Source organism: Paraburkholderia sp. BR10872, assembly GCF_040965835.1.
GTDB lineage: Bacteria > Pseudomonadota > Gammaproteobacteria > Burkholderiales > Burkholderiaceae > Paraburkholderia > Paraburkholderia nodosa_A.
In genome coordinates this window covers 84381-97294 of sequence record NZ_JBFRCN010000018.1, presented here as the reverse complement: position 1 = coordinate 97294, position 12914 = coordinate 84381, and the positions used below count along the sequence as shown (strand labels likewise).

Annotated in this window: 14 protein-coding genes; 7 read left to right on the top strand and 7 right to left on the bottom strand. The window is 66.8% G+C overall.

Annotation, left to right across the window (positions count from 1 at the left end):
• Positions 1 to 157: 157 nt before the first annotated feature.
• Together AB4Y43_RS16405 and AB4Y43_RS16400 are read left to right on the top strand one after the other, a co-directional pair.
• Positions 158 to 946 (top strand): DNA/RNA non-specific endonuclease, encoded by a 789-nt coding sequence (locus tag AB4Y43_RS16405; RefSeq protein ID WP_368728240.1) that lies wholly within the window; start codon positions 158 to 160, stop codon positions 944 to 946.
• 35 nt (positions 947 to 981) lie between these two features.
• Entirely contained in the window at positions 982 to 1242 is a 261-nt protein-coding gene (locus AB4Y43_RS16400) for a hypothetical protein (RefSeq protein WP_069261578.1), read from the top strand.
• Between the two features lie 24 nt (positions 1243 to 1266).
• On the opposite strand, the gene AB4Y43_RS16395 is transcribed toward AB4Y43_RS16400, so the two are convergent.
• The 3 genes from AB4Y43_RS16395 to AB4Y43_RS16385 all read right to left on the bottom strand — a co-directional run bounded on the left by AB4Y43_RS16395 (position 1267) and on the right by AB4Y43_RS16385 (position 4136).
• The gene (locus tag AB4Y43_RS16395; protein WP_069261577.1) at positions 1267 to 2508 is read right to left on the bottom strand and encodes a dienelactone hydrolase family protein; all 1242 of its coding nucleotides are present in this window, start codon (positions 2506 to 2508) and stop codon (positions 1267 to 1269) included.
• A gap of 81 nt (positions 2509 to 2589) precedes the next feature.
• Positions 2590 to 3231 (bottom strand): HAD-IB family hydrolase, encoded by a 642-nt coding sequence (locus AB4Y43_RS16390; protein ID WP_368728239.1) that lies wholly within the window; start codon positions 3229 to 3231, stop codon positions 2590 to 2592.
• A gap of 176 nt (positions 3232 to 3407) precedes the next feature.
• A complete protein-coding gene (locus AB4Y43_RS16385; RefSeq protein WP_368728238.1) occupies positions 3408 to 4136 on the bottom strand; it encodes a Crp/Fnr family transcriptional regulator in 729 nt (242 codons plus the stop codon).
• Positions 4137 to 4251: 115 nt separating this feature from the next.
• Between AB4Y43_RS16385 and AB4Y43_RS16380 the strand changes: the two genes are divergently transcribed.
• Positions 4252 to 4791, top strand: a complete 540-nt coding sequence (locus AB4Y43_RS16380; protein WP_069261574.1) for a DUF962 domain-containing protein — start codon at positions 4252 to 4254, stop codon at positions 4789 to 4791.
• Positions 4792 to 4809: 18 nt separating this feature from the next.
• Here the strand turns inward: AB4Y43_RS16380 and rarD are convergent, their stop codons facing one another.
• Positions 4810 to 5703, bottom strand: coding sequence for an EamA family transporter RarD (gene rarD / locus AB4Y43_RS16375; protein WP_368728237.1), 894 nt, complete (start codon positions 5701 to 5703; stop codon positions 4810 to 4812).
• A 479-nt stretch (positions 5704 to 6182) separates the two neighbouring features.
• Between rarD and egtD the strand changes: the two genes are divergently transcribed.
• On the top strand, positions 6183 to 7187 hold the full coding sequence (gene egtD, locus AB4Y43_RS16370) for an L-histidine N(alpha)-methyltransferase (protein WP_368728236.1): 1005 nt from the start codon (positions 6183 to 6185) through the stop codon (positions 7185 to 7187).
• Between the two features lie 65 nt (positions 7188 to 7252).
• Here the strand turns inward: egtD and AB4Y43_RS16365 are convergent, their stop codons facing one another.
• Positions 7253 to 7549, bottom strand: a complete 297-nt coding sequence (locus AB4Y43_RS16365; RefSeq protein WP_069261571.1) for an acylphosphatase — start codon at positions 7547 to 7549, stop codon at positions 7253 to 7255.
• 128 nt (positions 7550 to 7677) lie between these two features.
• On the opposite strand from AB4Y43_RS16365, the gene hpnA reads away from it, so the two are divergent.
• Both hpnA and AB4Y43_RS16355 read left to right on the top strand, forming a co-directional pair.
• Entirely contained in the window at positions 7678 to 8700 is a 1023-nt protein-coding gene (gene hpnA / locus AB4Y43_RS16360; RefSeq protein ID WP_069261570.1) for a hopanoid-associated sugar epimerase, read from the top strand.
• Between the two features lie 109 nt (positions 8701 to 8809).
• A complete protein-coding gene (locus AB4Y43_RS16355) occupies positions 8810 to 9442 on the top strand; it encodes a hypothetical protein (RefSeq protein ID WP_368728235.1) in 633 nt (210 codons plus the stop codon).
• Between the two features lie 73 nt (positions 9443 to 9515).
• On the opposite strand, the gene AB4Y43_RS16350 is transcribed toward AB4Y43_RS16355, so the two are convergent.
• Both AB4Y43_RS16350 and hpnC read right to left on the bottom strand, forming a co-directional pair.
• Positions 9516 to 10694, bottom strand: a complete 1179-nt coding sequence (locus tag AB4Y43_RS16350; protein WP_069261568.1) for a glycosyltransferase — start codon at positions 10692 to 10694, stop codon at positions 9516 to 9518.
• Positions 10691 to 11560, bottom strand: a complete 870-nt coding sequence (gene hpnC, locus AB4Y43_RS16345; protein WP_368728234.1) for a squalene synthase HpnC — start codon at positions 11558 to 11560, stop codon at positions 10691 to 10693. Before hpnC ends, AB4Y43_RS16350 begins: the two co-directional genes overlap by 4 nt.
• Positions 11561 to 11968: 408 nt before the next feature.
• On the opposite strand from hpnC, the gene ispH reads away from it, so the two are divergent.
• Complete coding sequence (ispH, locus tag AB4Y43_RS16340; protein ID WP_028202780.1) at positions 11969 to 12913, top strand: 4-hydroxy-3-methylbut-2-enyl diphosphate reductase; 945 nt, start codon at positions 11969 to 11971, stop codon at positions 12911 to 12913.
• Position 12914: the final 1 nt, after the last annotated feature.

Sequence of the window (12914 nt, the reverse complement as noted above, 5' to 3'; positions counted from 1 at the left end):
CATTGCAGCTGTTTGTGCGTCACCTCTCGCTTGCGCCCGCCCTTGAGCGGGCGCGCGTTTTTTTGCGCCCGCATTTTTTCTCCCGCCTCCACGCGCGTCATGCGCCCGCTATACTTTCAGCCCGCTTGATCCTACCCCAGTCCAGCCTGTCCTTTCGATGAAGAAGCTGTTTGCCTCGCTTGTTGCCTCCCTGCTGCTCGCCGCCGCGAGTCATGCAATAGCCGCACCGGCCTGTTCGCAATTCGTGCCCGACGGCCAGTTCCCAACGCTCACGAATCAGCGCATGGCGCCGAAAACGCGCATGCTCTGCTATTCGGATTTTGCCGTGCTGCATTCGGGCGTCACGCACGGGCCGTTGTGGTCCGCCGAGCATCTCACGCGCGACCACCTCGAAGCCGCGAAGGACATGACGCGCACGAACCGCTTCTTCGAGGACGACCGCCTGCCCGAAGGCGAAGGCGCGACGCTCGCCGACTACAAGCGCAGCGGCTTCGACCGCGGCCACATGAGCCCCGCAGGCAACCGCTGGAATGCACAGGCGATGGCGGAATCGTTTTCACTCGCCAATATCGTTCCGCAGAATCGCGACAACAACCAGCGCCTTTGGGCCCATATCGAAAGCGCCGTGCGCAAGCTCGCGTCGAAGTATGGCGAAGCCTATGTCGTGACCGGTCCGCTGTTCACTGGCGCACAGCTCCAGACGATCGGCGCGACGCGCGTGCTCGTGCCGACGCAGATCTTCAAGGTCGTGTACGTGCCTTCGCAGCAGCTCGCGTTCGCGATCGTCGCGGACAATACGGCTGTCGATCGTTACGACGTGCGCTCGGTGCGCGATCTCGAAGCGCAGAGCGGCATTTCATTCCCCGGAATTCCGGCGAATGTCGCGGCGAAGGAAAAAGTTTCGTTCAATGGCCGCGGCTTTGCCGTGAGCAAATGGGGCCGGTAGGCGCGCCCCCCATTACGCATAAGGAGGATCACAAGGTGTTCGACGCATATGCAAACGACAACGACGTGCTCAACGTGCAAGGCGACGCGCTCACGCTCACGAACGGCACGACGCGCGTGACACTCGCCGGCACGCTCGAACTCACGCGCGACAAGCGCGGGCTCGCCGCTGCGCTGGCGCTGAAGGCGGCGCTCGACGACGTCGTGAAGACACTGCAGGCCGATCCGCACCTGCCCGCGAAGGTTGCCGACGAGCCGGACCGGAAGCCCGGGGTCGTCGACAATCCGTTCAACTGATCAGGCCCACGCGAAGCGCACGCTTTAGAACGGCTTGCCTTCGCTCTCGCTCCAGGCGCGCGCCATGAGCGTGTTCGAGGGCAGCGTTTCGTCGAGCAGCTTCTTCGCGCTCTGTGCCCCCGCGATCGGCAGGCCGGTGGGATCGATCGCGCCGATCTGCGCGAGCACCGACGCCTGATCCCAGTAGATGTGCTCGTTATAGAGCTTGTTGCCGCGAAAGCAGATCACGGCGAGCATCGGCACCTCGAAGTACTTGCCCGTGGGCGCGAGGCCCGGCAGCAGCCAGTCGATCTCGCGGTCGTGGGTGCAGCAGAAGATGAACTCGTCCACCACGCGGTCCGAGCCGATCGTGCGCGAGATCGGGATCAGGCGCGTGTCCTCGGGGTTCGAATGCACGAAATGGTGCGTGTAGAAGCGCTTGAGCTCGTCGTGGCCCACGCCGCCCGTCATCGTCGGAATGTGGTTGACGTAGGGCTGCGCGACCATGGTCGGCATCACGTCGCTTGGGTTGCGCGCGACGAACTCGTGGTAGCAGTGCTCTTCCCACAGCGCGTTGAAGTCGTAGATCGGACCGAGCACCCGGCGCAGCATGGCGAGCGTGCGCGAGTAGGCCATCATCGTGGCGGGCTTGTCGTACGTCGAGCGCGAAGACGAAGCGAACGCGTGATCGCAGCCAGGGTACGTATACAGCTCGACGCCAGGCTTGCCCGCCAGCGCCTGCGCGATGCGCTCGCGCGTGGCGGCGTCGCAGTGCGCGTCGTCGGCGCCGAAGTGCAGCATCAGCGGACACGTGATGCGCGAGGCTTCGTCCAGATCGTTTTCGAGGCCCACGGCGTAATAGCCGATCGCGCAATCGACATCGGTGCGCGTCGCGCTCAGGTACGCGAGCTTGCCGCCCAGGCAGAAACCCACCACGCCGACTTTGCCGCGATGTTGCGGGTGCGCGCGCAGCGCGGCGAGCGTTTGCGCCACGTCCTGCATCGCGAGGTCGACGTCGAAGCGCTCGTAGAGCGAGAACGCCTTCTGCGCGTCGGCGCCTTCGTAGCCAAGATCGACGTTCGGCTCCAGACGCCAGAACAGGTCCGGCACCATCACGACGTAGCCTTCCTCGGCATAGCGGTCGGCGAGCGCGCGCATGTAGCCGTTCACGCCGAAGATCTCCTGCAGCAGCACGAGGCCGGGGCCGCTGCCCTCGGGCGGCAGCGCCGTGTAGGCGCGGAATTCGCCGCCGTCGTGCGACTTCACCTGGGTCCATTGTCCGTTCATCGGGGCTGTCTCCTCTCTTCGGTCTGGTTTAGCTGCCGTAGATTAGCGTCGATCGCGCGCCGCTGCAGCGCGTCGCACCATTCACGCCGCGCCGAAGCCGCCCGCCGCCGCGAGCGGCGGCAGCGCCGACTCGCCGCGTATCCATGCGTACTGCGCCAGCTCGGCCATTTCCTTGTCGCCGCGGCTGTCGCCATACGCGTAGAGCGTAGCGGGCGCGTTCGCCCCCCACCAGGCTCGCAGCCGCGCGACCTTTTCCGGACCCCAGCAGTTGTTGCCCGCCAGATGGCCCGTGTACACGCCATCGCGCCATTCGAGTTCGCTCGAAAGCACGGTGCCGATGCCGACCGTCCTGGCCCACATGCGCAGATAGATCGACGGCGACGCGCTCACGAGCACGACCTCATGGCCGAGCGCCTGGTGCTCGACCACGCGCGCGAGCATCTCGCGGCGCAGCAGCGCGGGGAGACGGCGCTCGACGAAGCGCTGCGCGGCGGCTTCGAGCACCTCGCGCCGCACGGCTCCCATCGCGGCGTACAGGAAGCGCGCCTTGGTCGGCCCGCGCGGCGACCAGCCTAGCGGGACGCCGATGAGCGAGGGCAGGCAGCGCAGCGCGGCGGCGGCGAAGCGGGCGGGGCCGGCGGCGTCGAGCATGAACGCGCGAAAGCTGTCGGACGTGGTGATGGTGCCATCAAAGTCGAATGCGGCGACGACGCGGTCGTTCATGAAGCGGTATGGGCCTGGCGTGGAAGGGAAAGGCGACGCGGCTGGGCGCGCCGAACGGGCGTCATTGTCGGCGCAAACGCGATGCAGCTGCAACGCAGCCCAAGCGCGCGCGTGATGTTGACGCAATTCGTCAACATGCATCGATATGGACGCGCATCGATGCCGATGCATGAGCGTCATTGCGCGTTAGACGCCAGACCCGCGGCATCGACGATCTCGATTTCGCCGTAGCGCAATGCGAGCAACCCTTCGCGCTCGAACTGGCGCAGGATCTGGTTCACCGTTTGCCGCGAGAGTGCGAGCATCAGCGCGAGATCCTCCTGCGGCACGTTGATCACACGGCGCGCGCGCCGCCCGCCTTGCGTGCCTGCCGCCTCGCCGTACTCGTTCGAGAGCAGCAGCAACCGGCGCGCCACGCGCGCGGAAGCGCCCAGCAGCGCGGTCTCCTCGATCGCGTCGAACGCGAGTCGCAGCTTTTGCGCGAGCAGTAGACCAAACGCGTGCCAGTACGCAGGCGTTGCGTCGAGCAGCGCCACGAGCGCCGCGCGCGGCACGTGAAAGAGCGTGGAGTCGCGCTCGGCGTAGGCGTCGTGCGTACGTGCGCCGCCGTCGAAAAGCGCGATCTCGCCGAACCAGTGCGCCGGCCCGACCACGGCGAGCAGCACCTCGCGGCCCGCGACGCTCGCCGCCCCCACGCGCACCACGCCTTCCAGCACGCAGTAGAGACCGTCGTCGGCGTCGCCGCGCATGAAAAGGCGCTCGCCCGCCTGCAGCGTGCGCACGCGCCCCGCCGCGCGCAGCGCGTCGCGCAACGGTGCGGGCGCGCCGCGAAACCATGCGCTGCGCTCGAGCGCGGCGGCGGACGGCGAACTGGCGATGACGGGCGGGACGGAACGTGAGGGCATCGGGACAGGGCAAGCGGGGCGAGGCGAGTCACAAAGCGGCGCAATTGTCGGCTAGCCGAAGGTTTGCGCTCGTCAGCCCGACGATCATAATGATTTTGGAGACAGAGAGACACCCATGAGAAACCTGACCGGGCAGCTCACCCAGTACGCGGCCTATCACCGCGACGTGCGCAACATCGGCACCCATTTCGTCGGCATTCCGCTCATCGTGCTCGCGCTTGCGGTGCTGCTGTCGCGTCCGGTGATCGCACTCGGGATGCCGGTTCCGGTCTCGCCGGCGTGGCTCCTGTTCGGCGCCGCGACGATCTACTACCTCGTACTGGACGTGCCGCTCGGCCTCATGATGGCGGTCGTTTCCGTCGCGTGCGTGGCCTTCGGCGCCTGGCTCGCGCAGCAAGGCACCGCCGCGTGGCTGGGCGGCGGCGTGGGGCTGTTCGTGGTCGGCTGGATCTTCCAGTTCGTCGGTCACATCGCGTGGGAGCATCGCAAGCCGGCCTTCGTCGACGATCTCATCGGCCTCATGATCGGCCCGCTCTTCGTGCTCGCCGAAGCGCTGTTCAGCATCGGCTGGCGCCCTGAGCTGCGCGCGGCGATCGAGGCGAAGGTGGGCCCTACGCGTATCAATCCGCCGCGCGCCCAGGCAGCGCGGCAGTAAGCGGCCGTTGCAAGGTCCTCAGCGCTCGAACCGGATGAGCCGTGCCGCGTGCACCGCCGTGAGCGCGACGGCGAGCCAGATCGGCACGTAAGTTCCGAGTTCGCGCATGCCGAGGTGCTCCCCCAGCAGCGTGACCGAAACGATCACGAGCAGCACCGGCTCGACATAGCCGAGGATGCCGAACAGCGCCATCGGCAGCAGCCGGCTCGCCTTCAGGTACGACGCGAGCGCAACGGTGCTGAGCACGCCGAGCCCCGGCAGCAGCGCGAAAGCGAGGAACTTGTGCGCGTCGAGCAGCGCGAGCGAGCCGCCCGCACGCACTTCGATCACCGCCACCGGCACGAGCAGCAGCATCTCTACGGCGAAGGTGACGAGTGAATCCGCGTGGATCTTGCGGCGCAGCACGAAATACGGCGGATAGCCGAACGCGACGAGCAGCGTGGGCCACGAGAACGCGTGCGTCGCCCACAGCTCGTGCGCCACGCCCACGGCGGCACACGCCACGGCGAGCCATTGCAGCGGCTCGAGGCGCTCGTGATAGTAAAAACGTCCCACCAGCACCATGATGAGCGGCAGCAGGAAATAGCCGAGCGACACTTCCAGCATGCGCCCGTGCAGCGGCGCCCACAGAAACACCCATAGCTGCGAGCCCAGCAGCGCGGCGCTCGCCACCAGGGCGAGCGCGGTGCGCGGCTCCTTCACCATGCGCGCGACGAGCGCGCGCAATTGCGGCGCGCGCTTGCGCAGCACCAGCAGGGCCAGCGCACCGGGCGCGGTCCAGATCACGCGCCACGCGAAAATGTCGAGGCCGCCGAGCGGCGCGAGCAGGAGCGTATAGGCCGACATCAGCGCGAACAGCGCCGAAGCGCCCACGGAAAGCGCAATGCCGCGCCCGGGTTCGTACTGGTTCATCGGGGCACGTGGTGACAGAAAGCGCTAACAGCGGGATCGCAAACGGCGCGGTGCGTAGTTTTCGCACGCGCGAGTAAGAACGTTGTCATTTGAATCGGCTATTGAATAAGGCTTGGGCGCGCGTTGGCGTCGGCGAGACCGCATTCTAGTCGCGTTTGGGCGGCGGCAGGCGGCGCAAACCCGCGCCGGACAAGGCGGGCACACGCCGTGCGCGCTTTGCGCCCTGGTGCAGGGCGAGCAATTTTGTCCGGCAGATCACGCCACGATGGACTAGAACGTAAGTCTCGCCACGCCAGCCCGCCGTCGCCTTAACCGGCTGCAAACCGCGGCTGGAACTCGCGGCTGGAATTCGCTTCGACGAGCGAGATTTCACCGGGGCCGCTGGAGCCGCAGCCCGGCTTATCCCGGAGCGCCACGCCAGCCCCCGCCGCCGTGATTCACGACGCCGTCCCCAACGTCCAACGCCCCCTGGAGCCCGCATGCCATCTTCTGCGCCCCGCCCCGCCGTTGCCGACCTCGCCGGTGCATTCGGCCTTTCGCCCGCCGCCAGCACATTCGCCGCCGAAGTGCGCGCCGGTTTGACGCGCTCGCCGCAAAAGGAACTGCCGTCGAAATATTTGTATGACGAAGTCGGCTCGGCCCTTTTCGAGGTCATCACCGTGCTGCCCGAATACGGCGTCACGCGCAGCGAGGAGCGCCTGCTCACGCGCTACGCGTCCGAGATCGTCGAGGCGCTGCCCTCCGACGTGAAGGTTGCCGAACTCGGCAGCGGCAGCGGTCGCAAGACGCGCCGCATTCTCGAAGCGCTGTGCCGCAAGCGCCCGACGTCGTACTGCCCGATCGAGATTTCGCGTACCGCGCTGCAACTATGCCGGCGCGAACTGGCCGACATCGAGCGCATTTCGATCGTCGGCTACGAGCGCGATTATCTCGCCGGACTGTCCGAAGTGAGCCGCCAGCGCAAAGAGGGCGAGCAACTGCTCGTGCTCTTTCTCGGCAGTACGATCGGCAACTTCGCGCGCCTCGCGGCCACGCGTTTCCTGCGTGACATCCGCGCGATGCTGCGCCCCGGCGACACGCTGCTGCTCGGCACCGACCTCGTGAAGCCCGTGGATACGCTGATCGCCGCCTACGACGACGCCATCGGCGCCACGGCCGCATTCAACCTGAATCTGCTGTCGCGCATCAACCGCGAACTGGACGCCGACTTCGACCTGCACGACTTCGAGCACGTCGCGCGCTTCAATCCGGACGTGCGCAGCATCGAGATGCATCTGCGCGCGAAGCGCGACGTGCATGCCGAAGTGCGCTCGGCGCATCTCACCGTCGACATCGGCGCAGGCGAGACGATCTGGACCGAGAGCAGCCACAAGTATCACGCCGACGAAATCCCGGCGATCGCCGCCGACGCGGGCTTCGAATGCACGCGTCAGTGGGTCGAAAAGGATTGGGGATTCGCGGAGAGCCTGCTGGCCGTGAAGTAAGCGGCGTCCGAAACGAAAAAGCGGTGCGCCAATGCCTGGCGCACCGCTTTTTTATCGGGCGACGCTCAATGCTGCTCGAAGCGCTCGTAACGTTTTTCGGTCAGGCGTTCCTCGCTTTCCACCGAACTGACGCGCGCGGCCGGCGGCCCGTGGCGCAGCCACGAGAGCATGCGGTCCACCTGGTTCGCCGTGCCCTGGATCACGGCTTCGACCGAGCCGTCCTCCATGTTCGCGACGTAGCCGCGAATGCGCAGCGCGTGCGCCTGGCGCACCGTCGCGTGACGAAAACCCACGCCCTGCACCGTCCCGTGCACGCGCACGTAGTACGTTTCGAGGCGCGTATCCAGATCCGGTTCGCTCATTGTTCCTTTCTCCATGCAGGCTTTACGGTCGGCATTGTAGACGCCAACGCGCGCACGCGCCGGGCCCGCGCCACGTACAATCCGTGCCACGCCGCCGCGCCAATACCGAACATGGAAACGACCCTGCAATGACCGACACCTCCCGAGCCAACCGCGATCTCGTGCTGATCACCGGCGCGTCCGGCTTCGTCGGCTCGGCCGTCGCCCGCATCGCGCAGGAAAAGGGCTATGCGGTGCGCCTGCTGGTGCGCGAGACGAGCCCGCGCAAGAACCTCGAAGCGCTCGACGCCGAAGTCGTCACCGGCGACATGCGCGACGCCGCCTCGATGCGCCGTGCGCTCGACGGCGTGCGCTATCTCTTCCACGTGGCCGCCGACTACCGCCTGTGGGCGCCCGATCCGCACGAGATCGAGCGCGCCAACCTCGAAGGCGCCGAAGCCACCATGCGCGCGGCACTCGACGCGGGCGTGGAGCGCATCGTCTACACGAGCAGCGTGGCCACGCTCAAGGTCACGAGTTCGGGCAACTCAGCCGACGAAACCTCGCCGCTCACGCCCGAGCAGGCCATTGGCGTGTACAAGCGCAGCAAGGTGCTGTCCGAGCGCGCCGTGGAGCGCATGATCGAGCGCGACGGGCTGCCCGCGGTGATCGTCAATCCGTCGACGCCGATCGGTCCGCGCGACGTGAAGCCCACGCCCACGGGCCGCATCATCGTCGAAGCGGCCACCGGCAAGATTCCCGCGTTCGTCGACACCGGCCTGAACCTTGCGCACGTGGACGACGTGGCGAACGGCCACTTCCTCGCGCTGGAGCGCGGACGCATCGGCGAGCGCTACATCCTCGGCGGCGAGAATTTGCCGCTGCAGCAGATGCTCACCGACATCGCCGGCATGGTCGGCCGCAAGCCGCCCACGATCGCGCTGCCGCGCTGGCCGCTCTATCCGCTTGCGATGGGCGCGGAAGCCGTGGCGCGCTTCACGAAGCGCGAGCCATTCGTAACTGTCGATGCGCTCAAGATGTCGAAGAACAAGATGTATTTCACGTCGGCGAAAGCGGAGCGCGAACTGGGTTATCGCGCGCGGCCGTATCGCGAGGGCTTGAAAGATGCGCTCGCATGGTTCCGCGAGGCCGGCTATCTGAACGCCAGATGAGGCAAGCTGAGGAAACTGTTACAACTTTTCTTGCGACATGCGTACAACGCCTGAAGGGCAATGCGCGCAAGCTGCGGGTAGAATCGCGGGTCTTACCTGAGAAGCTCGCATGAATCTTCAAGACCAGATTGGCGTGCTCGAAGCGGGCGTCGATCAGCTCCTTCAGGCCGCCGCCGCCGCGCACGCACCGCGCGCCGATGAACGCGCCGCCGCAGTTCCCCAGCAGGACACTCCCGTTGCAAGCAGCGAAGCGGAGCAAGCCGTCGCTGAGCAGCCGCACGCCGTTGCCGTCGACACGGCCGCGGAGGCTGCCGGTGCGGCCGCCACCGCAGAACCCGTTGAAGCCGCCAATGCAACCGTGACCGACACTGCCGAAGCCATCGAACCCGCTGCCGAAACGGCCCGCGCCGCGCCTGCGCAGCCCGAACTGCACGTGGCGCGCCCGTCGCAAAACGAGATCACGCTGACGATCGGCGGCCAGACGGTGACGCTCAACCCGCTGCAAGTCGGCCAGATGATCGAGGAGCTGTCGAACGCACGCGCCTCGATGCAGCCCGAACCGCCGCCCGGCATTCCGCAAGGCTGGCGTTTCGCGTCGACGAAGAATCCGATGATGGCCGTGCAGAAACAGTCCAACGGCGACCGCCTGCTGGTGCTGCGCCACACGGGCCACGGCTGGGTGCCGTTCACGTTCTCGCCCGACATCGTCGTGCAGATGTACATGATGCTCACGCAGCGCTAACGCGCGCGGGGATCGAAAAAAAGCCGTCGAAACCGACGGCTTTTTTCATTGGCAGCTTCTCGCACGAAGCGCTTTATCGCCCCTGCGCCGGCGCCTGCACACGCGCCTTCCACTGACCGCCCTTGCCGCGCCAGAAGCGCCACGCCGAAGCGAACGTCGCGCCCACGTAGAACAGCGCGACGAGCGGCAGGAACGGCGCCCACAGCGGCGAACGCCGGTAGTAGGCAAGCATGGGCGAGTAGGCGCAGCACATCAGCGCCCAGGCGATCCACGCGGGCCAGCCGTGCGGCCCGAGCACGAGCGCGACCACGGGCGGCGCGAGATAGATGATCGTCATGCCGAGCAGCGTGCCCGCGAGCTGCCACGCCGAATAGTGCAGCTGTGTGAACGCCGTGCGCGCGATCATGTTCCAGATGTCCTTCCACGAATCGTACGGGCGCAGCGATACGCTCTTCGCGGCGACGTCGAGCCGGATCGGGTGATGCCCTTCGCCCCGATGCTTGATGCGCGCGGCGAGGCTGCAGTCGTCGATCAGCTCGGCGCGGATCGATTCGATGCCGCCCGCCTCTTCGAGCGCCTGGCGGCGCACCAGCATGCAGCCGCCGGCCGCGGCCGCTGTGCGGTTCTTCGGGTTGTTGACCCACGAGAACGGATAGAGCTTCGCGAAGAAGAACACGAACGCCGGGATCAGCGCCTTTTCCCAGAAGGAGTCACAGCGCAGCCGCACCATCAGCGAGACGAGGTCGCGGCCTTCGGCCTGCGCGCGCACGACGAGCTGCGCGAGCGCTTCGGGCGGATGGCCGATGTCGGCGTCGGTTAGGAGCAGGTAGTCGGCGGGCAGCTTGAGCGTGCGCACCGCCTCGATGCCCTGCGACTGCGCCCACACCTTGCCCGACCAGCCCGCCGGCAGCGGCTTGGCCGTTATCACGCTGAGCTTTTCCGGGCACTGCAGCGCGAGCGCGGCGGCGCGCGCGGCTTCCGCGGTGCCGTCGGTGCTGTGGTCGTCGATCACGATCACGTGAAACTCGCCGCCGTAGTCCTGCTGGAGCAGCGAGGTCACGGCCTCGCCGATCGCGTCGGCCTCGTTGCGCGCCGGCACGACGGCACACGCGGCAGGCCAGCCGGCCGCGGGCTCGACGATCGGCAGCGGCGCGGCCGGGCGCGCGCGCCAGAATCCGCCGCGCCCGAACAGCAGCACGAGCCAGATGAGCAGCGAGAGACAGGAGACGGCAAAGAGAATGGTCGTAGTCATACGTTGTTACTCTCGATCGAAGGGGCGCGCACACCCACGCGGCGCGACAGCCACATAGCCGCCGTGCGCAGGAGCACCACGGCCCAGTCGGGCGCGCGCAGCGCAGGCCGCGCGCGGAACACATCGTAGCCGCCGCGCTCGATGATTTCGAGCACGCGCAGTCCGCCATGCACGACGCTGCACAGCTCGAGGCCGAAGCGCCCCGGCACGCGCAGCGCGAGCGGCGCGCCGCTCACCATCAGCGCCCGCGCGCGCGCCACCTCGTGCGCCATCAGCGCGCGCCAGGCGTCGTCCACCTTGCCCGCGGCGATCTGCGCTTCGGTGACGCCAAAGCGTTCGCGGTCAGCGAGCGGCAGGTAAATGCGGCCGCGCGCCCAGTCGGCGCTCACGTCCTGCAAGAAGGTGATGAGCTGCAAGGCGGTGCAGATCGCGTCGGAATCGGCCAGATTCTCGGGCGTCGCCGCGTGAATCAGATGCAGCATCAGATGGCCGACCGGATTCGCCGAGCGCCGGCAATAATCCAGCAGCTCGAAGCGATCGGCATAGCGCGTCGTGTCGATATCCTGATCGAACGCCGCGACGAGGTCGTAAAACGGCGCGAGCGGCAGGCGGCACTCGCGCACCACGTCCGCGAGCTTCGCGAACAGCATGGGGTGCACGCGCGCCGGGCGGCCTTCGGCCACCGCGTTCAGGCCTTCGCGAAAATCGGCGAGACGCGTGTGGCGTTGCTCGGGGCTCCAGTCGCCTTCGTCCGCGATGTCGTCGAGCGTGCGCGCGACGTGGTAGATCACGCCGACAGGCGCCCGCAGCGCCTTCGGCAGCAATACGCGCGCTACCGGAAAATCGTCGTAGTGGTCGGGTTCCATCAAGCCGTCCAGAATGGGGTCGTATCCCGACGCGCCATCCAGGCGACCCGCGGGACCGCGATATTTTAAGCGTTCCCGGGGTATGTTGCACCGCGCAACGAGGCAGCGGCCGTTCCACAGCCCCTCCTGCATCGCGTGCACGAAGCGCCTTGCACAGGCCGTGGGAGCGCCACGCGGCGGGCTTTTTGAGAAAAATGGGTGGCTGACCGGGGTCCGGCGTCGCGTGCACGCCGCACTGCGCGCGCTGCACACAGCAAACGAAAGGCGAAGGGGTTAAAATGCGCGTCTGGTTTTGACTCCGTCACTCCTTTGGCGGATTTTTGCATCTTTAATAATAGACAGCCGCCGGCGATCAGGTCATTTTTACCGACTTGCTCGTCTTATGCGGCAGTCGGAGTTCGCCACCCTATGCGAGTGATCCTTGCCCAACCCCGCGGCTTTTGCGCGGGGGTTGTCCGCGCTATCGAAATCGTCGATCGCGCACTGCAGAAGCACGGCGCGCCGGTCTATGTGCGCCATGAAATCGTCCACAACCGTCACGTGGTCGAAAACCTGCGCAACAAGGGCGCGCGTTTCGTGGAAGAGCTCGACGAAGTGCCGGAAGGCGCCGTGGCGATTTTCAGCGCCCACGGTGTGGCCAAGACCGTGGAACGCGCCGCCGAGGAACGCGACCTCGACGTGCTCGACGCCACCTGCCCGCTCGTCACCAAGGTTCATGTACAGGGCCGCCAGTACGTCGCGGCGGGCCGCACGCTGATCCTGATCGGCCATGCCGGTCACCCGGAAGTGGAAGGTACGATCGGCCAGATTCCCGGCACCGTGCTGCTCGTGCAGAGCGAAGCCGATGTTTCGAAGCTCGATCTGCCGCTCGATGCACCGCTCGCGTACGTGACGCAAACCACCCTTTCGGTGGACGACACGCGCGGCATCATCGACGCGCTGCTCGCGCGGTTCTCCGACATCGTCGGTCCGGACACGCGCGACATCTGCTACGCAACGCAGAACCGCCAGGCAGCGGTGCGCGAACTGTCGGATCAGGTGGACGTTCTGCTCGTCGTTGGTGCGACGAACAGCTCGAACTCGAATCGTCTGCGCGAGATCGGCAGCGAAACGGGGGTGCCGAGCTACCTCGTCGCCGACGGTTCGGAAGTGAAGGCCGAGTGGTTCGCCAATGTGCAAACGGTCGGCATCACGGCCGGCGCATCGGCGCCTGAAGAAATGGTTGAGAACGTCATTGACGCGCTGCGCGCGTTGGGGCCTGTCGAGGTGTCGACGATGGCGGGCCGTGAAGAAAAAGTCGAATTCAAGTTGCCGTCGAAGCTCTTGCAACCGCTCGTCGCGCGCGAAGTTTAAG